This window comes from Sporobacter termitidis DSM 10068, assembly GCF_900130065.1.
GTDB lineage: Bacteria > Bacillota > Clostridia > Oscillospirales > Oscillospiraceae > Sporobacter > Sporobacter termitidis.
Window position 1 is genome coordinate 49507 of sequence record NZ_FQXV01000011.1, and the last position, 25272, is coordinate 74778.

Annotated in this window: 21 protein-coding genes, 1 tRNA gene and 1 pseudogene; 7 read left to right on the forward strand and 16 right to left on the reverse strand. The window is 55.0% G+C overall.

Translation table 11 applies throughout. The features are described 5' to 3' along the window. The first annotated feature begins 57 nt into the window (after window positions 1-57). Window positions 58-1356: a M23 family metallopeptidase gene (locus BUB60_RS14335; protein WP_073080411.1), complete on the forward strand. Its 1299-nt coding sequence runs from the start codon at window positions 58-60 to the stop codon at window positions 1354-1356. A gap of 62 nt (window positions 1357-1418) precedes the next feature. On the opposite strand, the gene BUB60_RS14340 is transcribed toward BUB60_RS14335, so the two are convergent. The 12 genes from BUB60_RS14340 to BUB60_RS14395 all read right to left on the reverse strand — a co-directional run bounded on the left by BUB60_RS14340 (window position 1419) and on the right by BUB60_RS14395 (window position 14437). Next, entirely contained in the window at window positions 1419-2057 is a 639-nt protein-coding gene (locus tag BUB60_RS14340) for a hypothetical protein (protein WP_073080415.1), read from the reverse strand. A gap of 129 nt (window positions 2058-2186) precedes the next feature. Next, window positions 2187-3224, reverse strand: a complete 1038-nt coding sequence (locus tag BUB60_RS14345; protein WP_073080421.1) for a S66 family peptidase — start codon at window positions 3222-3224, stop codon at window positions 2187-2189. Between the two features lie 399 nt (window positions 3225-3623). Next, complete coding sequence (locus BUB60_RS14350) at window positions 3624-4511, reverse strand: DUF2156 domain-containing protein (RefSeq protein WP_073080422.1); 888 nt, start codon at window positions 4509-4511, stop codon at window positions 3624-3626. Window positions 4512-4523: 12 nt separating this feature from the next. Further along, a complete protein-coding gene (gene pgsA, locus BUB60_RS14355) occupies window positions 4524-5048 on the reverse strand; it encodes a CDP-diacylglycerol--glycerol-3-phosphate 3-phosphatidyltransferase (protein WP_073080423.1) in 525 nt (174 codons plus the stop codon). Between the two features lie 22 nt (window positions 5049-5070). Further along, window positions 5071-6387 (reverse strand): 30S ribosomal protein S12 methylthiotransferase RimO, encoded by a 1317-nt coding sequence (rimO, locus tag BUB60_RS14360; protein WP_073080425.1) that lies wholly within the window; start codon window positions 6385-6387, stop codon window positions 5071-5073. Continuing rightward, window positions 6377-7009: a regulatory protein RecX gene (locus BUB60_RS14365; protein ID WP_073080426.1), complete on the reverse strand. Its 633-nt coding sequence runs from the start codon at window positions 7007-7009 to the stop codon at window positions 6377-6379. The genes rimO and BUB60_RS14365 overlap by 11 nt, the downstream gene beginning before the upstream one ends. A 44-nt stretch (window positions 7010-7053) precedes the next feature. Then, window positions 7054-8154: a recombinase RecA gene (recA, locus tag BUB60_RS14370; RefSeq protein WP_073080427.1), complete on the reverse strand. Its 1101-nt coding sequence runs from the start codon at window positions 8152-8154 to the stop codon at window positions 7054-7056. A 7-nt stretch (window positions 8155-8161) separates the two neighbouring features. Next, complete coding sequence (gene prmC, locus BUB60_RS14375) at window positions 8162-9061, reverse strand: peptide chain release factor N(5)-glutamine methyltransferase (RefSeq protein WP_341444230.1); 900 nt, start codon at window positions 9059-9061, stop codon at window positions 8162-8164. Between the two features lie 554 nt (window positions 9062-9615). Further along, complete coding sequence (locus tag BUB60_RS14380; protein ID WP_073080429.1) at window positions 9616-10563, reverse strand: DUF1385 domain-containing protein; 948 nt, start codon at window positions 10561-10563, stop codon at window positions 9616-9618. A gap of 68 nt (window positions 10564-10631) precedes the next feature. Next, window positions 10632-12065, reverse strand: a complete 1434-nt coding sequence (locus BUB60_RS14385; protein ID WP_073080430.1) for a sensor histidine kinase — start codon at window positions 12063-12065, stop codon at window positions 10632-10634. Window positions 12066-12325: 260 nt separating this feature from the next. Then, window positions 12326-13012 carry a response regulator transcription factor gene (locus BUB60_RS14390; RefSeq protein ID WP_073080431.1) on the reverse strand — a complete coding sequence of 229 codons (687 nt, stop codon included), beginning with the start codon at window positions 13010-13012 and terminating at the stop codon, window positions 12326-12328. A gap of 69 nt (window positions 13013-13081) precedes the next feature. Next, the gene (locus tag BUB60_RS14395) at window positions 13082-14437 is read right to left on the reverse strand and encodes an FG-GAP repeat domain-containing protein (protein WP_143162369.1); all 1356 of its coding nucleotides are present in this window, start codon (window positions 14435-14437) and stop codon (window positions 13082-13084) included. 209 nt (window positions 14438-14646) lie between these two features. Here BUB60_RS14395 and BUB60_RS14400 point away from each other — a divergent pair, with 209 nt between their 5' ends. Continuing rightward, entirely contained in the window at window positions 14647-15744 is a 1098-nt protein-coding gene (locus tag BUB60_RS14400; protein ID WP_073080433.1) for an NAD(P)-dependent alcohol dehydrogenase, read from the forward strand. Window positions 15745-15854: 110 nt separating this feature from the next. Here the strand turns inward: BUB60_RS14400 and BUB60_RS14405 are convergent, their stop codons facing one another. After that, on the reverse strand, window positions 15855-17639 hold the full coding sequence (locus BUB60_RS14405) for a methyl-accepting chemotaxis protein (RefSeq protein ID WP_073080436.1): 1785 nt from the start codon (window positions 17637-17639) through the stop codon (window positions 15855-15857). 203 nt (window positions 17640-17842) lie between these two features. On the opposite strand from BUB60_RS14405, the gene BUB60_RS14410 reads away from it, so the two are divergent. Then, a tRNA-Leu gene (locus BUB60_RS14410) sits at window positions 17843-17929 on the forward strand. A 159-nt stretch (window positions 17930-18088) separates the two neighbouring features. Beyond that, window positions 18089-18931, forward strand: a complete 843-nt coding sequence (locus tag BUB60_RS14415; RefSeq protein ID WP_207650774.1) for a S1 family peptidase — start codon at window positions 18089-18091, stop codon at window positions 18929-18931. A gap of 400 nt (window positions 18932-19331) precedes the next feature. On the opposite strand, the gene BUB60_RS14420 is transcribed toward BUB60_RS14415, so the two are convergent. Both BUB60_RS14420 and BUB60_RS14430 read right to left on the reverse strand, forming a co-directional pair. Continuing rightward, a complete protein-coding gene (locus BUB60_RS14420) occupies window positions 19332-19550 on the reverse strand; it encodes a helix-turn-helix domain-containing protein (RefSeq protein WP_073080440.1) in 219 nt (72 codons plus the stop codon). A gap of 1025 nt (window positions 19551-20575) precedes the next feature. Further along, window positions 20576-22021, reverse strand: a complete 1446-nt coding sequence (locus BUB60_RS14430; protein WP_143162370.1) for an IS1182 family transposase — start codon at window positions 22019-22021, stop codon at window positions 20576-20578. Between the two features lie 180 nt (window positions 22022-22201). Between BUB60_RS14430 and BUB60_RS14435 the strand changes: the two genes are divergently transcribed. The 3 genes and pseudogenes from BUB60_RS14435 to BUB60_RS14445 all read left to right on the forward strand — a co-directional run bounded on the left by BUB60_RS14435 (window position 22202) and on the right by BUB60_RS14445 (window position 24855). Next, window positions 22202-23713, forward strand: coding sequence for a hypothetical protein (locus tag BUB60_RS14435; protein WP_073080442.1), 1512 nt, complete (start codon window positions 22202-22204; stop codon window positions 23711-23713). 5 nt (window positions 23714-23718) lie between these two features. Continuing rightward, a pseudogene (locus tag BUB60_RS14440) lies at window positions 23719-23829 on the forward strand (LUD domain-containing protein); the annotation flags it as partial. A gap of 99 nt (window positions 23830-23928) precedes the next feature. Beyond that, window positions 23929-24855: an AraC family transcriptional regulator gene (locus BUB60_RS14445; protein ID WP_073080445.1), complete on the forward strand. Its 927-nt coding sequence runs from the start codon at window positions 23929-23931 to the stop codon at window positions 24853-24855. Window positions 24856-24936: 81 nt separating this feature from the next. On the opposite strand, the gene BUB60_RS14450 is transcribed toward BUB60_RS14445, so the two are convergent. Continuing rightward, window positions 24937-25260 (reverse strand): DUF4491 family protein, encoded by a 324-nt coding sequence (locus BUB60_RS14450; protein WP_073080447.1) that lies wholly within the window; start codon window positions 25258-25260, stop codon window positions 24937-24939. Window positions 25261-25272: the final 12 nt, after the last annotated feature.

Sequence of the window (25272 nt, forward strand, 5' to 3'; positions counted from 1 at the left end):
CATAATAACATTATCCGCTTTTCGCGGCATTCTTACAGACAGAGGGCGTGGTTAAACGTGCGGGGCACGGCGGGAAAAAAGCTTGCGGTTATCCTTTGCATTCTTTTATCCTTTGTATTTCTTGCGGAGTCCCCCCTGCTCGTCAGGAGCTCGGCGGGCCTGGACCCGGAGAGCGACGCGGCCGAGACACCGAAAAAGCTCATCCGATGGGTCGACTTCAACGTCCCCTGCGAGGCGATGAAGAAAGCCATCGCGCTGGACATTTTGACCCACGATAAGGACATAAAGCTCAACTGGATCGAGCTGCTGGCCTGTCTCGCGGCTAAAAACGGCAATAATTTTTCCCGTTACAAGGACAGCCAGCTGGACGCGCTGGCGCAAAAGCTGACGTCCGGCACGACGATATCGGAGCTGACCCGGGACTTAAAGCATTACGGCTATTATCTCGAATCGTTCAACGCCATCCTTTCGGGCTTTGTCGGCGACTATGAGCTGGAGGTCCCGAACAAGGAGGGGACCGGCAAGCACTGGGAGACGCGCTACGGCATCAAGGTCTTTTCGCCGATCGCCAAAAACTATCCGTACAATCACTATGACGATTTCGGCAATCAGCGCTCCTACGGGTTTTCAAGGCCGCATCTCGGCAACGACCTGATGGGACAGGTAGGGACGCCCATCGTCGCCGTGGAGGGCGGCACCGTTGAAGCGCTCGGCTGGAACCAGTACGGCGGCTGGCGCATCGGCATCCGCTCCTTCGATACAAAGCGATATTATTATTACGCGCACCTGCGCAAGGATCATCCCTACAGGAAGGACCTGGCCGTCGGCTCTGTCGTCAAAAGCGGCGACGTCATCGGATACCTCGGCCGGACGGGATACAGCCGGAAGGAAAACGTCAACAACATCAAAACCTCCCATCTGCACTTCGGCATGCAGCTCGTTTTCGACGAATCGCAGAAGGAATGCAACAATGAGATTTGGATCGACGTATATGAGATCGTACGGCTTCTGGACAACAAGCGGTGCGAAGTGAAAAAGGACCTCGAGACGAAGGATTACTACAGGCTCTACGATATCCGCGACAAATCGCCGGACACAGGGAGCGCCTTACCAAATATCCGAAAGGAAGGAAACAGCATGGAAGATAAGAAACAGAGCGGCTATCCGGTTTACACGGAAGATGAGCTGGGCGGCATCCAGCAGGTTGCCGCCGCGACCGAATGTACAGGACTCGAGCCGACCCCGCCCGCATCGGTGAGCGAAGCGGAATCGTACTCGGAGCTGTACAACAAGCCGCAGCAGACGGAAAAGGTCAACAACGAGTTTCGAAAGGTCAATCCTGAAAAGAGGATATAGTGTCAGCGATAAACGCAACAATGCCCCCGGGCCGCGGCCCGGGGGCATTGTTATCTGTTTCTTTATTGGCGCACAAATCGGACGAAGCCGCCCCCAAGCCCGGTCGTATCGAACCATTTCTTGAGGTCGACGTGCAGAAGCTTGCCTTCGTCGGCCACGTCGGCAAAGGCCGCGGTGCCATCCTCGGCGTACTCCAGCGCCACCAGCGTGACCCAGTGCCAGGAGTCCAGCAGTTCCTCCTGCCCCTTGTCGAGGCTGAGAAACGCCAGCGGGACGTCGTTTTCTAGCGACTGGCGGATAAATTCCAGCAGCTTTATAAAATCCGGCCGGAGCAGCCTGCTTTTCGGGATATCGAGCTCCTCCATGGTAAGATTCAGGTTCTTGGCCGCGATATATCCCGCCGCGCCCTTTTTGAGCGCCGCCGTCGTCGGTATGCCGCGCACGCTGGGCGTGACATATTCCCAGACGTCCTCCATGAGCCGCTGGAAATCGCTCTTCGTAAACGGCGCGCAGGCAAGGTCGGCCCTGTCGCAGCTGCGGTTTATATAGGACATGATATTGGACACCGTCGTCGGGCCGCAGCCGGACAGCCGCTTCCACCAGGCGCTGTACCACTCCTGCCAGCCGCCGTAAAAAGTGTCCGTGGACGTCTCGTCGATCACCTCGAACAGCTTTAAGTTTTTAATCGATGCGTTAATCATAGCGAAACCTCATGGGAAAACAGCTGAAATAAAACGGTCCGGCAGGACGGCAGCGTGTTTTCGACAAACCTGCTTTATTCTATGGCCCAATGGACGATTGGCGACAGGGGCGTCTGTACGCCGCCGGACTCATATCACGCCGGACTCCAATATGGAGAAGGTCCCCCGGCTACAGTCAATCTCGGCCAGGGCGCCGTACGGCAGCGTACACATCGGCGCGTTATGGCCGATGGACATATTGTAAACGACCGGCAGCCGTTCCAGATGCTCCTCCCGCAGGACCTTCAGGAGCTTTTCCTTATAGGCGTCATAATGCGTTTCCTGATATGGCTTGCCGAAAACGATGCCGCCGAGCTTTTGCAGCAGCCCCTGCGTGGCGTAATTTCTGAGCCAGTACTCCAAGCTGTTCGGCGGCGGCATCTCCTCACTCGTTTCAAGAAACAAAATCGCGCCATCGAACCCCGCGCTGTCCGGCCAGAGCTGGGTGCCCTTCGCCATCTCGAGCACCTCAGCGCAACCGCCGATCAGCCGGCCCGCGACCTTGCCCGCGCCCTGCAGGAATTCATAGCCCATGTTCGGGAGCAGCTGCTTCATGATCTCCGCGTTTTCAGGGGTCCATTCGACACGCTCGCCTGTCCAGGAGGCGCTGGCCGGAATATCGCCGATGACGGCATCGTCGAAAAGCACCTTTTTGAACCAGTCCGCGGTATAGTCAAAAATTTTGACGTTTTCGGCAAACTCGGCCAGCAGCGACGGACCGTAAAAGCTGGACACCCCGGCCTTCAGGCAGATGAGGTGCGCAATCGTTGAATCAGAATAGCCGAGAAAGATTTTCGGATTGCTCCGGATAACCTCAAAATCGATATACGGCAGCATCCGGACGCTCTCCTCGCCGCCGATACAGGAGAAGACGCCCTTGATCTCCGGGTCGGCGAAGGCGCGCAGCAGGTCCTCCGCCCGCTTCTCCGGGTGCTCGTAGAGATATTTGGCCCCCTTCAGGGTGTTTTCCATTTCCACAAGACGCAGCCCAAACTGCTCAAAAAGCCGCTTTTTCGCCAGCTCGTAGCGCCATCGAAGCCGCGGGTTTCCCGCGCCGCCCCACGAAAGGCTGACGGCAGCCACCGTATCGCCGGGCGACAGCCTTTTCGGTTTTATAAGGTTCAGCATACGCGGCACCTCCATTGTCCGGCAGTTGGGGACGGCGGGCGATTGATAATCGCCCCTACATGTAATTCCGGAGTCCTTGCGTACAAGCAGGCACTCCGCGGCGCGATACAGGAGACAATCCTCAGTCGGCTGTGCCGACAGCTCTGGTGCGCCGTATCCCTCCTTCAGTCGCCTGCGGGCGACAGCTCCCTCGTCTGAGGGAGCCCTGGGATAGGAGACGGCGCGGCGATTGATAATCGCCCCTACATGCACCTGTGAGATTTTAGCATTGTAAAGAACGGCGCCTTTGTGACAGAACCCCCGAAGAGGGAGCCGGGGGGTCCGGGGCGCAGCCCCGAATTAATGTGGTCATAGGGGCGCAGCCCCTATACCTTTATTGGGCGGGTGGGTGGGCTTCTACTATTCTAATTCTACGACGTATTTGTCCAGCAGGGCCGTGGGATGATACGACAGCTTCGAGGTGCGGAGGCCTTCCACGCCGTCGTCCTCTTCCCTGTTGATATGCGCGACGTCCCCGACGGCGAACATTTTGGCGAACTGATTGACGAGCATCGGATAGGAGCCGTTATATTCCGTGAGGGATTTTTCGATATGGACAAACAGCGTGTCGCCCACGGTCTCGCCCAGCGAGGCCCCGACAACCTGTCCGCGGGCCTTGAGCACGCCGCCGAACATGCCGTAATGCTCCAGATTGTCCAGGACTTCCAGCGTTTTGATATTGCCCTCGTCGTAGGCCGCGTAATCCTTGATATGCTCCTTGGCATAGCTTTCAAAGAAATCGCGGACGTCCCTGAGATTTCCGCTGCCGAGCTGCTCAAAGGTCCAGTCGGGATATTCCCGCAGGAATTTGTTGATGTGGTTGCGCTGCCCGCTGTAGCGCCGCCCGGAAAGGTCCCTGATGTCCTCGCTCAGGTACAGGTAATCCGTCCAGGCCCTGTCGGTATACGCCTTGGCGTTGGGGTAATACTCCTTGATCCTCTCCAGCCTGTGCGACGAAACGGCGCACAGGCGCGGCGGGCAGCCAATTTCACGGCTAAAGGAGATGATACGGTCATACGTCTCCTTTTCGGCGCCTATCTCGCCCCGGGGCGGGGTGAAGGCGATGTCGCCCGTCAGGTACCTGACCTTGAGATACAGGACTCTGTCGACAATGGCAAATTCCGTGTTGAACAGGTCGCGCCAGATAAACGTGCCGCCGATCGTGCAGTCGCAGATGCGGCATAAATTGCTAGAAAAATAGGGCCTGAGCAGATCTATATGGCTGAGGCTCAGCGTTTTAAAGTCCAAGATTGTCCCTCACTATTTCGTCCAGTTCAGTGATTCTTTATTTTTTATGAAATATTCCACGCCCGAATACAGCGTGACCAGCACGATCACGCCGGTGCAGGCATAGACGGCGGCGGCAGGTATCGGCAGAAACATCAGAATGATGCAGATCATCGTCGACGCCGTTTTGACCTTGCCGGACGTGCCGGCGGCAATGACGCGGCCCCCGTCCGCAGCCACGAGGCGCAGGCCGGTGACGGCAAATTCGCGCACGATCACAATGAGCGTCGCCCACGCGGGCATCAGGCCCTGCTCCGTAAACCAGACGAGCGCGGCCATCACAAGCACCTTGTCGGCCAGGGGGTCCATGAATTTGCCGAAATCCGTGACCTGGCCGCGGCTCCTGGCGATATGGCCGTCGACAAAATCCGTCAGGCTGGCAAGGGCGAAAATGACCAAGCCGACGTACCGGCTGCCCGGGAAACCCCAATACAGGACGGCGAGCAGCACCGGAATCATGATAACGCGCAGCATTGTGAGCTTATTTGCCGTATTCATTTATTCCTCCAATAAAAGGTTTCTATGTGACCTGAACGCCGATCGGTTCCCCGTCCAGCGCCCCGGTGATGCGCACGGAAACAAACGTGCCGGGCTCGACGCTGTCGCCTGTAAAATGGATCAGGCCGTCCACGTCCGGCGATTCGGCGCAGCTGCGCCCGTAAAAGCTCTGGCCGTCGAACCCCTCTGCCAGGACCTCCGTCACGCTGCCGACGCGGCTTTGGGCGTAACGCTCCAGGATATCCGACTGCAGCGCCATGAGCTTTTCGGCCCGGGCAACGGCCACGTCGTTATCGGGATACGCCATTTTGGACGCGGGCGTCCCCTCCTCGGGAGAATAGGGAAAAACGCCGGCCCGCTCGATTTTAGCCTCCTGAAGAAAAGCGTACAGCTCTTCAAACTCCTTTTCCCCCTCGCCGGGGAGCCCGGTGATGAGGCTCGTCCTGAGAACGAGGCCGGGAATCCTGTCCCGCAGCTTTTTAAAGAGCGCGCGGATATCACGGCCCGTCCCGCGCCGGCACATCTTTTTCAGGATATCGTTGCTGATGTGCTGGACGGGGATATCGAGATACTTGAGGATTTTGTCGTTTTCGGCGACGACGTCGATGAGGCTGTCGTCGATCTCGTCGGGGTAGAGATAATGGAGCCTGAGCCATTTGAACCCCTCGATGGCGCACAGCTTCCGCAGGAGCTCGGGCAGGCGCCGCTCCCCGTAAAGGTCCAGGCCGTACCGCGTCGTGTCCTGGGCGACGATGATGAGCTCCTTGATCCCGCGGGCGGCCAGCGCCTCGGCCTCACGCAGAATGTTTTCCATCGGCCGGCTCCGGAAGGGACCGCGGATGTCGGGGATGACGCAGTAGGCGCAGTGGTTGTCGCAGCCCTCGGCGATTTTAAGATATGCCCAGGCGCCCGGCGTGGTGATGACGCGCTCCACCTCCGGGTCCGGCAGGCTGTTTAAGGCAAATTTCGTATATATTTTTCCGCTCAGCGCCGTTTTGACGGCGGCGACGATGTCGCCGTAGCTGCCCACGCCCACGAGGGCGTCGATCTCCGGCAGCTCTTTGAGCATCTCGTCCTTATACCGCTCGGACAGGCAGCCGGCCACGACGATCTTCCTGATCCGGCCTTCCTTTTTGGCCTGCCCCAGCTCCAGGATGGTCTCGATGGCCTCCATCTTGGCGCTTTCGATAAAGCCGCAGGTGTTGACGACGACGGCGTCCGCCCCCTCCGTCTCCCCTGTTATCTCAAAGCCCGCCTCCCGCAGGAGGAAGAGCATTTGTTCGCTGTTCACCAGATTCTTTGCGCAGCCGAGAGATATGAGTCCCACTTTATTCATCATCCGCTAAATCCTTTACTTCGTTTATGTATCTCTCCACGGCCGTTTTGATTTCGTCCCAGGAAAAGCCCCGCCTGTACAGGGCGTCGGTCGCCCGCTTCAGCGCCGCCTTATCGGGGTTTTTTCCCCCAAGCTTTGCGCGCAAAACGGCATAGACCTTGTCCTCCGTTTCCGGCAGCCCGGCGAGCGCATCTTCCCAGAGGGCGCGGTCGATGCCGCGGCGGCGCAGCTCGTCCCGGATGCGCATTTTCCCGTAGCCGTTCCCGGCATAGTGCCGCACGATCAGCGCGGCGTACTCCCCGTCGTTGACGGCGCCGATCTTTTGGAGCCAGTCGGCCGTCTCCTCCGCCGTCTCCTCGCTCTCGCCCTTCTGGACGAGCCGGTCGGTGATCTCCCGGCGGGACATGCTGCGCTTGCCTAAAATGCGCAGGGCGCGGGCCTTGGCCTTGGCCCCCGCGGCGTCCGACCGGAGCGCCGCATATTCGTCGCCGCTCAGCTCCCGCCCCGTAAAAAGGCTGTAGTCGGCGATCAGCGCCACGGTGACGGCAAGCGTTTCGCCATCCTCAAATTCCGCAAAATATTTATCGTGACTTTTTGCCGATTGTGTCAGCTTCGTGAGCCTCACTTAACGCTCCACACTCCACTCTTAACACTCCACACTGAATAAAACTACCCCTCAAAATCGTCGGCCGTGACGTCCACGGCGCGGCCGGCCGCCTTTGCCGCGATCTTTTCCTGGGGCGTCATGAGCTTGGCCGCGTCGCGGCGGATCCTCGCCTCCAGGTCGTCGGCCACGGCGGGATTCGTTTTCAGATAATCCTTGACGTTGTCGCGGCCCTGTAGCCGCGTTTCGCCGACGGTGAACCAGGCGCCGCCCTTTTCGATGAGGCCCAGCTTGACGCCCAGGTCGATGAGCTCACCCGTTTTGGAGATGCCCTCGCCGTACATGATGTCGAACTCCGCCTCTTTAAAGGGCGGCGCGACCTTATTTTTGACGATCTTCGCCTTCGTCCGGTTGCCGATGACCTCCGTCCCGTTTTTCAGGGACTCGATACGCCGGACGTCGATGCGGACGCTGGAGAAATATTTGAGCGCGCGGCCGCCCGGCGTCGTCTCAGGGCTGCCGTACATGACGCCGATCTTTTCGCGCAGCTGGTTGATGAAGATGACGATGCAGTTCGTCTTGGAAATGGAGCCGGCCAGCTTGCGGAGCGCCTGCGACATGAGCCGCGCCACGACGCCCACGCTGGAGTCTCCCATCTCGCCCTCGATCTCGCTGCGCGGCACCAGGGCCGCCACCGAGTCCACCACGACAACGTCGACGGCGCCGGAGCGGACGAGCGTTTCGGTGATGGCCAGTGCGTCCTCGCCGGTGTCCGGCTGGGAGATGAGGAGGCTCTCGATATCCACGCCGAGGGCGCGGGCGTACGCCGGCTCCAGGGCGTGCTCGGCGTCGATAAACGCCACCTCGCCGCCCTTCTTCTGGGCGGAGGCGATGATGTGCAGGGCCAGCGTCGTTTTACCCGAGGACTCGGGCCCGTAGATCTCGATGATGCGCCCCTTCGGCACGCCGCCGATGCCCAGCGCCAGGTCCAGCGACAGGGAGCCCGTGGGGATGGCCTCCACGTTTACCGCCATATTGTCGCCGAAGCGCATGATCGACCCCTTGCCGTAATTTTTCTCTATCTGTGAAATTGCCGTTTCAAGCGCTTTCTTTTTGTCGTCGGCAGGCGCTGCTGCCTCCGTTCTTTTCTTCTCCGCCAAGTTCATATCCTCCCTAATTGTTTAATATTCCGGTAACGACCCTGTCGATGTTCAGAGAGTCTTTATATGTAGCGATATCCGTAAAGCCGTTTTCCTCCAGAATGGCGCGCACGCCCTCGGCCTGGCCGACGCCGCACTCGAAGACAATGCGCCCGTCGTCCTTCAGAACGGATTTCCACTTGGATGAAACGCCGCGGTAAAACTGAAGGCCGTCTTCCCCGCCGTCCAGCGCCTCGCGCGGCTCAAAATCCCTGACGGAAACGTCCAGGCCGGGAATGTCCCCCGTGGGGATATACGGCGGATTGCAGACGATCAGATCAAAGAGCCCCATGAGCATGGGCGGCCCCTCCAGCGCGTCCAGCTCGATGCTGGTGACGCTGCGCGTCAGGTTATTGCGTATGGTATTGGCCCGGCAGATCTTCAGCGCCTCCTGGGACTTGTCCGCCAGCAGCACACGGCAGAACGGCACGTTGGCCGCAATGGCAAGCCCGATGCAGCCGCTGCCGGCGCACATATCCAGGACCCGCGTCCCGTTTAAATTGTCTTTGTACAGCGCGACGACGACGTCAACGAGGACCTCGGTGTCGACCCGTGGGATCAAAACGTCCCGGCTCACCGTGAGCGGCATGCCGTAGAACTCCCACTCGCTCAGAATATAGGCGATCGGCTCCCCGGCAACGCGCCGGCGCACCATCGCCTCCACGTCGTTTTCAAAACCGACCTCGGTGACATAAAGGTGCCTGTCCCGCATGAACTGTTCCTTTGTCTTGCCGGATGCGGTGATGACGATCAGGCGCGACTCCATATCGTACGCCTCAATGTCCGCGTCGCGCAGTTTTTTTCTTGCCGTGAGGAATATGTCGTTATAGGTGTTGATCGTTATCCCTCCAAAGGACGTACGTTGTTTAGATATATAAGCAAACCGCCGGTTTCCGGCCGTAGGGGCGATTCACGAATCGCCCGTTTCCAGGTGCGCGCGGCGGGCGATTCGTGAATCGCCCTTACGATATTCCCCCTGCACCCGCGGAGTCTTCTGCGGCGCGTTACGAGTTCCCTCCTTCAGTCGCCTGCGGGCGACAGCTCCCTCGTCTGAGGGAGCCGGGGAAAGAGGAACGGCGGGCGATTGATAATCGCCCCTACGTAAGCCATAAGGGTTTCCATAGGGACGGCCATTGGCCGTCCGAACCGTGGTCCGGGGCGAAGCCCCGACGCGGGGGATGTGGATTCCCGCCTTCGCGGGAATGACAAGGCGGAGCTGTGTAGCCCCAAAGGGGTCCGGGGCGAAGCCCCAATAAGCAGGGTCATAGGGGCGGCAGCCCCAGCGAGCATGAGCGAACCGCGCCGGGTGGCGCGTAAAATTGAGCGCTAGCGAGATTTATGCCAAGGCGGAATTCATTTCCGCCCGGCAGATTAAATCATCCGGGGCCCCCCGCGCGGCCTGCCGCGTGGGGAAATCGGGTGGGTAAATTACCATTCGGCCTCGCCTTGCTTTTCGGGGATGACGAGCTTCAGAGACTCAAGCGCCACGGCCAGCATGTCGTCGTCCGGCTCCGCGGTGGTGAGCTTCTGGAGGGCCTTGCCGGGCGCGGAGAGTATTCTGGTAAAGAGGTTGTCGTACCGCCCGGCGAGCTTTAGCAGCTCATAGCTGAGCCCGACGACGACGGGCAGGAGCAGCAGCCGGAGCAGCATGCGCACGGCGGCGCTGGACCAGGTGGCCAGCGAGAAAACGAGGATGCTGACGATCATGACGATAAACATGAAGCTTGTGCCGCACCTGGGATGGAGCCGCGACTGCCCGCGCGCGTTCTCCACGGTGAGCTCCAGCCCTTTTTCGTAGGTGAAGATCGATTTGTGCTCCGCGCCGTGGTAGGCCCAGACGCGCTGGATATCCTTCGCCTTTGTGGCCAGCCACAGATAGGCAAGGAAAATAAGGATACGCAGGACGCCCTCGGCGAGGTTGCGGAGGATGGAGCTCTTGATGAAGTCGTCCAGAAAGCCGGCCAGAAACGTCGGCAGCAGGATGAACAGCCCGATGGAAAAGGCGATGCCGATGACGACGGCGAGCGTGATGATGAGCTTGTCCGCCTTTTCTCCCCCGACATGCTTTTCGATCCACTTGTCGAGCTTTGACGGCTCCTCGCGCTGGTCCTCCGGCATCTGCTCGGCCGAGAACATCAGCGCCCGGACGCCGTTGCCCATGGACGCGCCGAAGTTGACGACGCCGCGGATGATCGGCCAGCCGACGATGGGATATTTGTCCTTCAAGAGCTTGATATCCTCGACCTTGGTGACGAGTCCGTCTTCCGTGCGCACGACGATCGCCTGCTTTTTCGGCCCGCGCATCAGGACGCCTTCGATGAGCGCCTGTCCGCCGATCGAGGTGCGGAAATTGGTATTTTCTTTCTTCTCAGACATTATGTTTATTTTATTCTCCTTAAGCCTTATGGATACGCGCGGCGCGCGGCGCCGGCGTTATAAGCTCTCTAAATGGAGCTGCTGACCGGCAGCTTGATGGTCACGCACAGGCCGCCGCCCTCGGCGTTCTCCAGAAGCAGGGTCCCGCCGTGGAACCGGATGATCTCGTCGCAGACGGCGAGGCCGATCCCGCTGCCGCGCTCCTTGGCGTTTGAGCCCTTGTAAAACTTCATTTTGACGTGGTCGAGCTCGTCCTCCGGGATGCCCGGGCCAAAGTCCCGGATCTTGATATAGACAAAGGCGCTGTCCATATCCACGGAGACCTCGATCCGCTTCCCCTCGCGCCCGTATTTGGCGGCGTTGTCGAAAAGGTTTAAAAACACCTGCTTGAGGCGGCTCGGGTCGCCGGGGATGAGGGGCATTTCCTCCATGTACGGCTCATAGACGAGCTCCAGCTCGTCCTGATGCAAAAGCTCCCTGTAGGTAAAGATCGAGTCCTCCAGCTCGGCGACGATATCGATCATCTCGATATTGAGCGTGAAGCGCCCGTCCTCCATGCGCGTGAACTCCAGAAGCTCCTCGACCATCTTCGTCAGGCGCCGGGCCTCCTTCAGGATGATGGCGATGCCCTTCTTCGTCTCGCCGTCCATGTGCTCGTTGTAAATGAGCGTCTCGCCCCAGCCGGTGATGGCGGTGAGCGGCGTGCGGAGCTCGTGGGAAATGGAGGAGATGAATTCCGTCTGCACCTTTTCCGACTGGGCGATCTTCAGCGACATCTCATTGATGGAGTCCACCATTTCGCCGATCTCGTCATGGTAGTCCTTTTTGATCTGTATCCCATAGCTGCCCTGGGCGATGCGCTTGGACATTTTTGTGATCTCGCTGACCGGCTCGATGACCGAGCGGATAAAGACAAGGTTGATGAACACGACCAGCAGCATGATGACGCCCCCGAGGGCGACGACGGCCAGGATGCTGAAAATGACCTGCCTGTCCACGAGCTTCAGGCTCGTGACATACCGCATGACGCCGATAACCTGATTGCCCGAAAACCGCATGGGCGCCGAAACGGACATGATCCGCTCCCCTGTGGACGGCGCCGTGCCGCTCCAGGAGGAAATCTGGCCCGTCGATATCGCCCTGCTGATGTCCGGCGTGCCGGGCGACGACCCGGCCGAAATGCCGTATGTCGACCTCATGACCCGGCCGTCCGTATCGATAAACTGCAGCTCCAGCCTGTCGCTGTCGTCAAACGATTCCGTATACCTGTACGCGCCGTCGTAATAGTCGGCATTCGATTTGACCACGTAGTTTGAAAAGAAGTCCGTGGCCGTTTTGGCCTTTGTCTCAAGCCCCGTCTGCACCGTCGAATAATAATTGGAGTAAATGAACAGCGAAAAAGCCAGAATGACCACCAGCACCGTAATGAGAACAATGAGGACGCTGCTCCTGATCCACCGCTGCCGCAGCCCGCTGGAATGCCGTTTTTCATTTTTCCTCATGTTCTCACCACCTTTCAGTGTTTCTGACGTTCCCCGTACGGGACAGTGGAACGGCGGGAGCGGCCCCGACGCGGGGGCGTGGATTCCCGCCTTCACGGGAATGACAACGCGAGGTGGGCCCGGCGGGTCTGGACGAGCCCTACGGCCTCTTAAACGGGGTCCGGGGCAAAGCCCCGAAGGGGTTTGGGGCTTTGCCCCATTGCGGGGTCATAGGGGCCGCAGGCCCCTATACCTTGATATTGGGCGGGTGGGTGGGTTGTTTATAATCCCCACTTGTAGCCGTAGCCCCACACCGTGGTAATAAAGCTCGGATTCGTCGGGTCGTCCTCGATCTTGATGCGCAGCCGCCTGATGTTGACGTCGGCGATCTTCAGCTCGCCGAAGTAATCGCGCCCCCAGACCGTGTTGAGAATGTCCTCCCGGGAGAGGGCCTTGCCGGGGTTGTCCATGAACATTTTCATAATGGCGTATTCCACCTGCGTCAGCTTGATGCGGACGCCGCTTTTTTCCAGCGTCCTGTTCCGCGTGTTCAGACGGAAGGGGCCCTGGACGATCTCCCCGGTGTCGTACTGCTCCGTGCCGCCTGTACGCCTGTACAAGGCGTCGATGCGCGCGGTGAGCTCGGCGGGGGAAAAGGGCTTTGTCACATAGTCGTCGGCACCCGTCATGAGGCCGGTGACCTTGTCCATCTCCTGGGTCCTGGCCGTCAGCATGATGATGCCGATGTGGGGATCGGAGGCCCTGATTTTGCGGCACACCTCAAACCCGTCTATGTCCGGGAGCATGATATCCAATATGGCAACCTTGATGTCGGGATTGGCCTTCAGCTGTTCGAAGGCCTCCGCGCCGGTACCGGCCTCGATGGCCTCATACCCCGCCCGCTTCAGGTTGATGACCACAAAACTGCGTATGCTTGTCTCATCCTCAAGTACAAGGACTTTTTTCATGCATATCCTCCTTTGTCCGCCATAATAAATGCCGTATCGATGAAATTTTTATAATTTGTTTAAGAGTTTTCAGGAAATGATGCCCGTTGCCCAGTCCGAGTAAAGGAGCCGGAAGCCGTTTATGATCTGCGTTTTGTCCGCGGTGATGCCTGTGACCGACGCCAGAATCTCGGCGGCGTAAACCATATCCCCGTCCCCGTGCTCCTCCAGCCTGAATCTCCCGGCCATTGCCGCCCTGTCGAACCTGTTGTCGCCGGAGAGCGTGTAAATTTTCAGGAACTCTATCGGCGTCTCGCCCGGGGCGGAAATATACGAGAAAATCAGCGTCCTCTCGCCAGCGACGGAATCGTCGCGCCGGACGGAGATGTTTTTCCAGTCGTCCGCGCTTTTCCAGTCGTCCGGCAGGATGAGATACCAGCCGTCGGAAAAATCGTGGTATGTCGTAAAGACCTTGCTCCGGTACCCGTACTTGTTGTAGGCATACCAGTCGATAACGTAATATTTCGTATCCGCGGAAGACCCCAGCAGCCTGGGGAAGGGGACCTCCGTCACTTTGTCGTTGTTGATGTCGGTGCTGTATGCCGCGTAGCTGCGCAGGGTGTCCTTGCTGACGCCGCCGGATGTGTCGGCGGTGATGTTATACAGGCCGCCGTTGACCCAGGTCAGGATATCCGTGACGACGGTTTTGCCGCTGCCGCTGCTTTCAATGAAAAGGGCCGGCGATTCGTCCAGGAGCCTGCCCTTTATGACGTAGGAAATGGACTCGATGCCTTTTGACAGCTGGGCCGTTTTGGCGTCAACCTCGCCGTCGGCCCGGAGGGAATACATATCCGCCTGCCCGGGCTGCTCGGAGGAGGGCAGCCGAACGGCCATAACGTCCGGATTGCCGTCGTTGTCCATGTCGCTGACAGAAAGCTGCGTATAGTCGTCGTCCGCCAGGGAGACATGCTGGCCGCCCTTGATGGAATAAATGTTCATGTGCGTCAGCGACGCGCCCATCTGCCAGCCGACAATGAGCTCCATGGTGCCGTCGCCGTCCAGGTCGGCGTAGCGGATGCTCTCGATCCCCGTACCGTCGCCTTCGATCACGTCGGCGGTCTTATAGGTCGCGCCCGACTGCTGGAGAATATAAATTTTAAGGGGCTTGTCCCCCGTCGTCCTGAAAAACGCGATGGCCTCGTTCTGTCCGTCACTGTTGAGGTCCTTCAGCTGCACGGACTGACGGTTCGGGCCGGCCGTCGGCGGCGAATACTCGGCGCCTGTCGACAGCACCGTATTGATCTGCTCCTGGAGCTTGAGAAATTCCTTCGACGGCTGAGGCAGGCTGTACAGCTCGTTGGCCGTAATGCTGAAGCAGCCCGACAGAGCGACGACGGCAAAAAGCAGGCACAATACTGCCGCCGCATATCTTCCGAAACGATGCATCGCGCCTGCCTCCTCCTTAGAAATATAGATATAATATATCGATATATTTTAGCATATTTACAACGAGATTGGTAGTATTATATTTTCTTTGCAATTGAGATTGAAATTACTTAGAATTATTTGTATAATTGTCATGTCTGAGGGCGGATGCGCGCCCTAATTTGTATTACGTTAACAGAAAATTTACATAATACGGAGGAAACAACAGAATGAAGGTTCAAGCAGCTGTCACGCGCGAAAAAGGCAAATTCGAAATTGAAACGGTAGAACTCGCTGAACCCAAGGCCGGCGAAGTCCTGGTCAAGTTGGTCGCAAGCGGCATCTGCCACACGGATACGGCGGTCATCGAGCAGTATCTGCCGGTCGTCTTCCCGATGGTGGCGGGACACGAGGGCGTCGGCGTCATCGAAAAGGTCGGGCCGGGCGTATCGGCGCTGAAGCCGGGCGACCGCGTCATCCTGACGTTCCCCTCCTGCGGCGTGTGCGAGCATTGCCAGGAAGGCCACCCCTACTCCTGCGACGATAACTTCAATATGTTTTTCGGCGGCAACTACCGCGACGGCACAAAGCGTATGACCGACGCCCACGGCACCGAAATCGGCGTGCTGTTCGGGCAGAGCTCCTTCGCCACCTACGCGGTCGCCAACCAGGACAACGCCATCAAGGTCGACGTGGACACCGACGAGCTCAAAGCGCTCTGCTCGCTGGGCTGCGGCGTACAGACCGGCGCCGGCGCGGTTCTCAACCGCATGAAGCCCCGCCCGGGCTCAAGCATCGCGGTATTCGGCTGCGGCGCTGTCGGACTGGCCGGGATCATGGCCGCGAAGATCGCGGGTTGTTCCACGATTATCGCCATTCACGGCTCGAAAGGCCGCGAGGAAGCGCTCGCGTTCGGCGCGACCCACACAATCAACGGCCGCAAGGAGGACACCGTCGCGAGAATCAAGGAGATCACGGGCGGCAAGGGCGTCAACTACGCGCTGGAATCCTCGGGTCAGCCGCCGCTCGCCGTTTCGATGCTGGACTCCATGGCGAAGGAGGGTCTGGCGGTCACCGTCAGCGTCACCGCCAACGCGGAAGTGCCGATCAAGCTCGAGCCGCAGATCATGAACCCGAGCGTCACCTTCGCGGGCTGCGTCGAGGGCCACAGCAATCCGAAGGTTTTCATTCCCGAGCTCGTGAAATTTTACAAAGAGGGCAAGCTGCCCGTCGACAAGATGTGCAAGTACTATAAGTTCGAAGAGATCGAAAAAGCGTTTGAGGACAGCCACACCGGCGGCGTGCTGAAGCCCGTCATCGTTTTCTGACGCGCCCCGAGACAATGACATATGCGGAAAGGCGGACAAACGTCCGCCTTTCGTTTTACCGCGCGAAAACACCGGGGCTTCTTAATGAAGCCCCGGTGTTTGTTATTAGATCAATATTTTCCGAATTCGGTCCCGCCCGCAGAGACAGCCGCGAGCCTCACGGGAATCGCCGCGTCCTCATCGTCCGCCGGCGGCGCGCTGTGACCCAGCCGGATCTTGAACACGCTGACGCTTTCTTTCAGGGCGGCGGCCTGGCTGGACAGCTCTTCGCTGGCCGCCGCGCTCTCCTCCGACGTGGCGGCGTTGCTCTGCACCACCTGCGACACCTGCTGGACGCCCTGATTGATCTGCTCGATGGCCGCCGCCTGCTCATCGGACGCCGCGGTGATCCCCTCGATCAGGTCCGCCACCTTCGATACCTGCGCGACGATCCTGGCCAGCACGTCCGCCGTCTCGTTGGCGATTTTTGTGCCGGTCTCCACCTTATGGATGGAGCCTTCGATCAAATCGGTCGTTTCCTTCGCCGCCTGGGCCGATTTTGCCGCCAGCGTCCTGACCTCCTCGGCCACGACGGCAAAGCCCTTGCCGTACTGTCCGGCCCGCGCGGCCTCGACGGCGGCGTTCAGCGCCAGGATATTTGTCTGGAAAGCGATATCGTCGATGACCTTGATGATTTTATTGATGCTGCTTGACGAGATGTTGATCTCGTCCATGGCGCGGAGCATGTCCGCCATCTGCCTGTTGCCGCTTTCGGCCTCTTTCTTGGCCTCTTTTGAATAGCCGTTGGCCTCCTCGGCGCTGCGGGCGTTCATCTGCGTCTGGGAAGCCACCTGCTCCAGGGACGCCGTCAGCTGCTGGACGGAGCTGGCCTGCTCCGTGGCGCCCTGTGACAGCTCCAGGCTGGAATTTGAAACCAGCTCCGCGCCCGAGGCCACCTGATCCGCCGCCGTGATGATGGATGAGGTGAGCATATGGAACTTTTCCACAAGGTCTGTCAGCGCCATTCCGAGGACATCGGCTTCCGAGCGGACCGTCATTTCCACCGTCAGGTCCCCTTCGGCCACCGCTTTCGTTTTTTCTGTCAGCTCGAGCGTACTGGCGATCACCTTGTCAAACGAGGCGGCGAGAACCCCGACCTCGTCTTTTCTCAAATAAAGCAGCTTCTCCTTTTCGCCGATCACCTTGTCCACTTCCATATCGCCGTCCGCCAGCAGCTTTGCAAACGCGGCAAACTTCTGCATCGGCCGGCTGATGCCGCCCGATATGACGGTGCTTATCACCAGTGCCAGGGCGGCGGATGCGACAAGCACGCCGATCAGCACGTACGTGGCGAGCCTTGCCGAGGCCATATCCCGGGCGATCTGCTCGCTGGCCATCCGCTGGTTGTATTGGGCCACGGCTTCAAAGCCTTCGGAAGCGCTGTTGGCGACCTCCTGGGAATTTTCCAGCGTCCTCAGGAAGATCATCCCCGGCTTGTCCGATTTGGCGGTATCGACCAGCTCGTCAATGACGCCCTTATAGGCCTCGTACGACGTCTGCATCGTGCCGAAAATCTGCCGGTCCTCGTCTGTCGAAAGCCCCTGTCCGTATTGCGACAGCAGGTCGTCGATCGTTTTCTGGTCCGCCGCTATCCTGTCGTAATACTGCGTCTTATCCAGGCCATAGTTGATGTACATGTCCCTGATCGCCACACGGATATCGAGGAAGGCGCTTTTCGCCTGCTCCGAATACAAAATGCCCATCGTGCATTCGTTGTATGTCGCCTGCTGGCTTTGAGAGAGCGACGAGACATTGATAATGCCGACGACGCCGACAATGATCCCGAGTATCGTCACCATGAGAAATCCCAGCATGAGCTTCCGCGCGATTTTTAAATTGGCAAACCACGTCTTCATTCGATTACTCCTTTAAGTCACTTTATAGGGTTTATCGTCTCTTTCCGCACCAAGTTGAATAGAAAATCGCCAGTTTTATTTGTAGATTTTGTATAGTTCGTTACATTTTTCTCCATTTATTCCAAAGACATGATTTATTTTCGATTGTGCAACAGCATCTTGAATTTCGCACCGCCGTGATGTATAATGTGTGCACTCATCGCGCCGGTGTGATGAAATCGGTAGACGTAGCGGACTCAAAATCCGCCGCTGGCAACAGCATGCCGGTTCGAGTCCGGCCACCGGCACCAGAAAGACATACCTTTCCGCCAAGGGGAAGGTATGTCTTTCTTATATCAGAAAACATGGTATTATAACCTTAAAACCGCTTAATACCCGGCAAAAGGCAAGCTGCTGATTATTTATATAATGCGGATAATATGCAATGCAAGGAGGGAGCGAAAGTAGCTGTGGAAAAAAGATTATCAAGGAAAAGCAAAAAGACAATAAGCATTGTAAGCATTGTAATTAGTGCTGTTGTATGTATCTCCATTATAGGAAGTTCTTTTTTATATGATTACATATGTCGTACAAGAAAGAATGTAGATTTCGAAGAAATAATTAATCATGAGGTGAAATCCTCAACCTTGTATATTGTTAGTGAAACTGCAACAATATCAGGAGACGCCGAATCATTTAGCTATGGCGCTGGATTTGGTGGCGTGGTTTTTTCTGAGGCCGATGGAGTATATTATGCACTTACGGCTCTGCACGCCGTAGACAACAATCCAACACACCTATATGTTCTCCCTTATGATGATTTAACATATAATGAACGCATTGCACAGCAAGAACAACATATAGGGTTAAGAGACTATTATAAGACTTTACCTATAGCAGAAGTGGTTTATTCTGATGAGGAGTATGATCTTGCTATCCTTAGATTTAGTTGCAGCGATTCTTTTGGAATATTAAATATTGCCTCAAACACCCCGGCTTTTAAAGATCAAGTTGCGATTATTAGCAGTCCATTGAATGAAGGAAGAAATGAAATCACTTATGGTACGATTATTTCAAAAAAACCAGTCAAATTTGGCGATGCAAACGGAGAGAATCAGCGATTAGTAATCAAAACATCCGCCTATGATAATTTCGGTAGTAGTGGAAGTGTTTTATTAAATAAGCAATCAGAAATGGCGGGGATTGTTTTAGGCGGTGGCCGTGATATCTTTGATAATTTCAGATATTCTTTGGTAATGCCCGCAAATGAGATAAATGATTTCATAACAACTTGGTATTCAAGTAAAAAGTAACAGTTGTCTATTATGGAGTAATAAGATTATGAGCATGTTTAGAACAAAAGCAAATTTTTTTGCCTCTTCTTTTTGGGTTCCGCCGCCTGCGGCGGCTCCACCTGTTTAATTTGACATCCTCAGCGGAAGTGAATTCCGCCTATGGCAAGGTTTTGGCCTAAGGCCAAAACACTTGCGACCCACACTCGCGGCGTGTATTTGCCGGACATTTTTTCCCACTATTGCTCCATCAAAAAGACTGTGGCATTTGTCAGCGATCTCCTACTATACCTGCATTCATGATGGTTTGTGGGCAGCAAGCCCTATTTCCACTCCAACGTAAAACTGAGCGACGCTGCAAAACGACAGGTAAATTGAAAAATATCCAAATAATCACAAAACCAATTTAATTTTCAATTTCTTATTTTTTATATGGCCTCGTTTGGTTTGTTCTGCCCAGAACGTAATCTGTAGAAGTATCATAGAAATCTGCCAAAGTTATCAAATGTTCAACTGGTATGGTCTGGAATCCTCTTTCGTATCTGGAGTAAACAGTCTGACTTATATCAAGTATTTTGGCAATATCCTTCTGCAATAAATCCTTATCGCTTCTCAGATCCTTTAGTCTAGGAAAATACATGTGTATTAATTCCTTTCAATAGTACCTTTTGATACTATTGACTTTATCACAATTCTATAGTATTATGATTTTTATAGTACTCATGGGTACTATAAAAGGAAGTGGTGGCCACCAACCAAAGCATACGCCGCTTCCCCGCCCGACAGATGCCCGAGGGCAAATAATGTAGCGTCATGCGCCGCGGGACCTTTCAAGCAATGTCGGAGAACGTCAATGAAAGGATGCGTTTTATGATTATACGGCAGTTAAAAGCACAGCAATATGAGCAGCTTCACGATTACCTGATGCAAAACGCCCATGCAGAGCCTTTGGACGCGAGCTACACCGTGGTATGACAGTCAACGGCGTGGAGTACGACGTGAAGATGCAGCCGGAGCGGCATTGTAAGATGGCGGTTTTGCAGGCACTCAGAATTGACCGAGACGGGGCAGGGCCAGGGCCCCGTTTTGAACTGGTAACGAACGGTTCCCTGTTGTCCTCATTTCTTGAAATCCTAGTCTATCAAGGAACAGGACAGTGATAAAACGCTATTAGCTTATAAGTTTTCGGTCGTAAATACTGCTCATTGCCTGCCCATAGGCCATTGATTTTACTGGATTTTTTGATTAAATTCCGTAGAACACCGGCACCAGAAAGAAGAGGCAAAAAGATAAAATCTTTTTGCCTCTTCTTTCTGGGTTCCGCCGCCTGCGGCGGCTCCACCCGATTGATTTAACATTCTCGGGCGAAGTAAATTCGCTCTGCGGAAATTCTCCGCTGCGCTCCGAATTTGACGCGCGACTCCGCGCGGCTCGCTCCCGCTCGCATGAAAGTTTATTTGCAGTGCTTTTCCATGGTTTATCAGGCTAAAACAGATGGAAAATTGTATCTGTTTTAGCCTAATTTTATGTTATACTTACAATGGCGTATTTCAACTTCAGCTTATTGTAGAGCCTGTGTGAAAACCCTACACAAACCAGCCTTAAGCATCATATAATTCCGACTAACTGGCGAAAAATTCAAAATGAGATGCTGAAAGGGTGGAATTACCCCTGCAATATCCTTATCAATTGCTTGGTTCCAATGATATTTATTGTTCTTCTCATGTTATACGCTATAAAAGACAGCAATGACTCTGTTCTAACATTCTCTGTCCTTCTGGTCAGAAAATATGAGAACCCCATAGCTCTTTTAATTGTTCCCCAAGGATGTTCTACAGTTTGCTTCCGGACTTTGTACATATCCGCAAACTGTTCAGTCCTTCGGTCTACTTCATCAGCTATTCGCTGAAATGGCCTGTCCTGTATCGTCCTGCCCTTTTCATTATTACTGCAATTTTCCTTTACCGGGCAATTTGAGCACGCTTCAAAGTTTTGATACCGCTTGAAGTCCGTTTCCTGCGTGTATTTTTTCCTGTGCTGATATGGCCTTAGTAGGTGGCCCTGTGGACAAATATATCCATCCTGGTTTTCATCATAATTGAATTTAGACTTCTCGTACTCTTTCGTCGCAGCCATAAAGGAACGATCGGCCTTTGCGACAATCGGAATGATGTTGTCTTCCTTGCACATCGCAAACTGCTGTGCCGAATAATATCCTTTATCCGCAATTACTGTAATTGTTTCAACGCCAAGTTCTTCTTTAGCATGTAATGACATGTTGTGTAATTGCTCTTTATCAACTGGCTCACTCGTCACATCCACGGCCACGACCATATGATTCTTATCATCAACTGCAATTTGTACATTATGGCATATGTCACAGCCTTTGTTATTGGTTTGCATCATTCTGGAATCGGGGTCCGTCTCATAAATCGTACCGCTTATTTTTACCGTCTGTTCCAATTCCCTGAGCTCGTCCAACCGTTTGTAGACACCTTTTATCTTTTCGTCAATTTCAGACCGATTCAGTTTGGGTGTCACACAATCGTTTTCCTGCTCATCATATTGATCCAGTAATAGCAGATAACCTTCAGCTACTTTATTGTAATGCTCTATTTTCTTTTGAAGCTTTTTCTCGCTGTGATAGGAAAATCGGCTGTTACTGGCTCTGAATTTACTGCCGTCAACAGCAATCATTTCTTTCCCAATCAAGCCTAGTTCATCGCAGATCATACTGAATTTGTGAAAAGCTTGCTTTATTGGCCCTTTATTGTTCTTCCGGAAATCTGCAATAGTTTTGAAGTCTGGTTTTAAGCCATTGATTAACCACATGACTTCAATATTTCGATAGCATTCACGTTCGACCTTTCTAGTTGAGCGAATTCCATTGAAATAGCCGTATGCGTACAGCTTAAACATATCGACTGGGCTATATGGCTTTCTGCCAGTCTCTTTTGTCTCTGAATGAGTAAAGCCCATCGACGGGATATCCATTTTTTCGACGATCACATCTAATGCTCTTACTTCGGCGTCTCCTGTGAGCATATCATCCAAACACATTGGCAGCATGTTGATTTGATTCCGGTTTTCACTGCATTTGTACCGCTCCAAGGTGATCAGCCCCCTGTCGTTGTTGTCACCTATATTATACCATAATATTCCTGCATATTGAAGAATTCGAGACGTTTTCACACAGCCTCTGTAGTAACGGGAAGTTTCGATGATGTAATCCTGAATCGCGGTAAATTTCAATTAATCAAAAAATACATAGAAGCAGAATGGACGGCGGTAATGGAAACGATTTATCAAGAATATCTAAAACTGAATATTGACGGTTCCCTTATCGGCCTGGAGCGGGGAGCGGACGAAAACAACTATTTCTGTACTCCCGAGGGTGCAGGCATCATAGGCTGGGCCGGTGTTGACGGTATTCATTTTTGCTTTGTGCGCGGCTTTGGAGAGATGGTATTTGCCGTCAGCCCAATGAACGCACCCGGCGGCAGCTATGTGCATCCGCTGGCACGGGATTTCAAGGATTTTCTGAGGCTTTTGCTGGCTTGCGGCCATACCGCGGCGCTGGAACAGGCGTGGTGCTGGGAGCAGGAGCAGTTTGATGAATTCCTGAGGAAAAACGCCCCTGCGGACGAGCAATCGGCAGCGCTTCATATCCTCCGGGAAAAGATGTCCCTTACGCCCATGGCGCAGCCGTTTGCCTACATCAAAGCCCTGCAGGACGGGTTTGATTACCGCACCATCCCCTATACGGAGGACTACTATGACGCCGTTCACGCCGACTCCCCCATACCGGAATGGAAGGTTTACTTTGACGGGAGCTTTTGGGGGCATCATGGCCGCGAAAGGGCGGGAACGGAAATCTCCCTGAACAGGCAAATCGCCTGGGAGGATGAGGTCTGGACGGTTCCGGCGATTTACGCCTGTGGAAAAGGCTTGATTGTCGATTTCTGCTTGCAGGTTCCAGCGGAGCGAATCCGCGCCTTTCCGGAGCAATGGAACCTCTCCGCCGACGGCGGCGGCGCCGGGCTTACCGTTGAGCGGCGGATGCGAATCGACGCGGAAAACCCGCTGGCTGTCAATATAAATCCGACGGTTGTGCTGAACGGCGCCGAGCTTTCCAGCTCGCATGGCTGCGGCCTCTGCTGGAACCCCTGCCTGCCGGAGGGCAACGGCCTTGAGGCGTGGAGCGTCATGCGGCACTATGGGCTTGACCTCGGGCAAGGCTATGTCGTTTGGCGCGGCGCTTTCCCCTGGAAAACGAAGCGCAGGCCGCAAATCAAAACGCTCGGCGTGAGGTTGGCGCGAGAGCCTGTATCCATACCGGGGCCGCGTTTCCGGGTATCGCTGCCCGGTGCGCAAATGGCGCTTATACATCCGTCCACGGGGGAGAGTCTCCTCCTGACCGTGCGGGAATATGAACGGCGGGAGCTGTCCGCCGAGCATTTCAACGACCCCGATCTGGAGTTCCCAAGGCACCTTATCATGATGAGCTACACGCTCTCGCCCGACCTCCCGGATCAAGCCTTTACGGTCGAGGATTGCGCGCCGGGCGACCGGCCCCGGCAAAAGCACACCGACCCAAGGGCGCCGCAGGCAACCGGTGACGTTTGCTGCATCGGTATCATCGGCAGCGCGGATGCGGCGGCCGCCATCGTTCTCGGAAACGGCAATCAGGGTAAGCTCCGGGCTGCCTGCTCTGCGCTGCATTTTGAGCCGGCGAAGGATGTGGAGTGGCGCATGATATTTTATGAAAAGACACGCCGGGATATTATGGCGGAGCTGCTATAAACCAAGGGACCAATAAGATCGTGCACTCCGTTGACGAGGCCCTCCTGCGCGCACGTCAGACCGCCGCTCCTTTAGACGCAAAGCGTCTTGGGAAAGACACGCCCTGCACCAAACTGACATTATGATAATAATATGAGGCCATACAAAACCCGGCTTAAAATGTTGCGACAACGATTTGTCTCCCGTCTATACTTTTTTTGAAGGGAGGGAGATTCTTGGATTTATTAACCCGTATGAGTCTGGCGCTGGCATATGTGGAAGATAACCTGACAGGCGAGATCGATCAAGAGGCGCTGGCGCGGATTGCCTGCTGTTCGTCTTACAACTTTTATCGGATGTTTTCGTTCATTACTGATATTTCGCTCACCGAATACATCCGCAGAAGACGGTTGACACTGGCGGCAATCGAATTGCAAAGCAGCAATGTCAAGGTGATTGATCTGGCCTTAAAATATGGTTACGATTCGCCTGTTTCATTTTCGCGGGCATTCCAGACACTCCATGGAGTTACGCCGACGGAAGCGCGCGCCGGCAGTGTAACGCTAAAGGCATATCCAAGAATTTCTTTCCAAATTTCAATCAAAGGAGAGAAAGAAATGGATTATCGCATTGAAAGCAAAGAGGCATTTCAGGTTTTTGGTTATGAAGGCATATTTAAAACAGACGGCAGCGGCCTGAAGGCAGATATTCTGCATGATAACGCTGTGCATCAGAGTAATCCGCATGAGATGTGGAACCAAAATCACGCAAACGGTGCATATGAAAAGCTCGCAGCGGATGCCGGCGATTTGCCGCCGTTTGTCAGCCCCGACTTATGCAGGATACACGGGGTATGCGATTATAAACAAACACAACCCGGTACATTCGTGTATATGCAGTGTGCTTTCAGGAGCAAAAACAGCAGGATTGACGGATATACCGTCACAGATATCCCGGCGTACACGTGGGTTATATTCCCGTCTAAAAAATTTAAATGGGGCAAGGTTGTCGAAGTCGTCGATAACTTGAATAAGCGCTTTTATTCTGAATGGCTTCCTACCGCCGAATACGAGCAGGCGAACGGTATAAACCTCGAGGTATACAGCGGGGACTCCGACATGGGCTATGTTGAATTGTGGTATGCGGTAAAGAAAAAGGTATAGCGAATTTACTAGAGGCTGCTCTGCATTGCGGAGCAGCCTCATGCTTATACGCCCGGCTGGATCTATTAGCGGCGTGAAATTTTATTTACAACATGACGACGTATCCTTATTCAAGCTGCGGGGGCGGCGTTTTGGATTTGCGGGAAACCACCCTTTTTTTACACGTTCTCTTTGTTCTTTCAATTCTATGATGGACCACAGACAGGTGCAGCCGAAGATTGCCAAAATTGCCGACACGATAATCAAATGAACGAAACAGGACGCCGCAACCGCGATAATACCAATTGCAAGGAATACGGGCCAGACCTTATCCGTAAAGTAATATTCACATTTTATAATTATTGGATGGAATACCCCAATGATCAAAAAAGCGGCGATCCCGATGATCAAGCCTGTAAACACCATGGCATCAAACCT

Excerpts from the sequence above, each read along its gene's own strand:
- pgsA (WP_073080423.1), bottom strand. The coding sequence starts at position 5,048 with ATGAATACGGCAAATAAGCTCACAATGCTGCGCGTTATCATGATTCCG.
- BUB60_RS14380 (WP_073080429.1), bottom strand. The coding sequence starts at position 10,563 with ATGTCTGAGAAGAAAGAAAATACCAATTTCCGCACCTCGATCGGCGGA.
- BUB60_RS14345 (WP_073080421.1), bottom strand. The coding sequence starts at position 3,224 with ATGCTGAACCTTATAAAACCGAAAAGGCTGTCGCCCGGCGATACGGTG.
- recA (WP_073080427.1), bottom strand. The coding sequence starts at position 8,154 with ATGAACTTGGCGGAGAAGAAAAGAACGGAGGCAGCAGCGCCTGCCGAC.
- BUB60_RS14400 (WP_073080433.1), top strand. The coding sequence starts at position 14,647 with ATGAAGGTTCAAGCAGCTGTCACGCGCGAAAAAGGCAAATTCGAAATT.
- BUB60_RS14390 (WP_073080431.1), bottom strand. The coding sequence starts at position 13,012 with ATGAAAAAAGTCCTTGTACTTGAGGATGAGACAAGCATACGCAGTTTT.
- BUB60_RS14340 (WP_073080415.1), bottom strand. The coding sequence starts at position 2,057 with ATGATTAACGCATCGATTAAAAACTTAAAGCTGTTCGAGGTGATCGAC.
- rimO (WP_073080425.1), bottom strand. The coding sequence starts at position 6,387 with ATGATGAATAAAGTGGGACTCATATCTCTCGGCTGCGCAAAGAATCTG.
- BUB60_RS14450 (WP_073080447.1), bottom strand. The coding sequence starts at position 25,260 with ATGGTGTTTACAGGCTTGATCATCGGGATCGCCGCTTTTTTGATCATT.
- BUB60_RS14420 (WP_073080440.1), bottom strand. The coding sequence starts at position 19,550 with ATGTATTTTCCTAGACTAAAGGATCTGAGAAGCGATAAGGATTTATTG.
- BUB60_RS14435 (WP_073080442.1), top strand. The coding sequence starts at position 22,202 with ATGGAAACGATTTATCAAGAATATCTAAAACTGAATATTGACGGTTCC.
- BUB60_RS14395 (WP_143162369.1), bottom strand. The coding sequence starts at position 14,437 with ATGCATCGTTTCGGAAGATATGCGGCGGCAGTATTGTGCCTGCTTTTT.
- BUB60_RS14385 (WP_073080430.1), bottom strand. The coding sequence starts at position 12,065 with ATGAGGAAAAATGAAAAACGGCATTCCAGCGGGCTGCGGCAGCGGTGG.
- BUB60_RS14405 (WP_073080436.1), bottom strand. The coding sequence starts at position 17,639 with ATGAAGACGTGGTTTGCCAATTTAAAAATCGCGCGGAAGCTCATGCTG.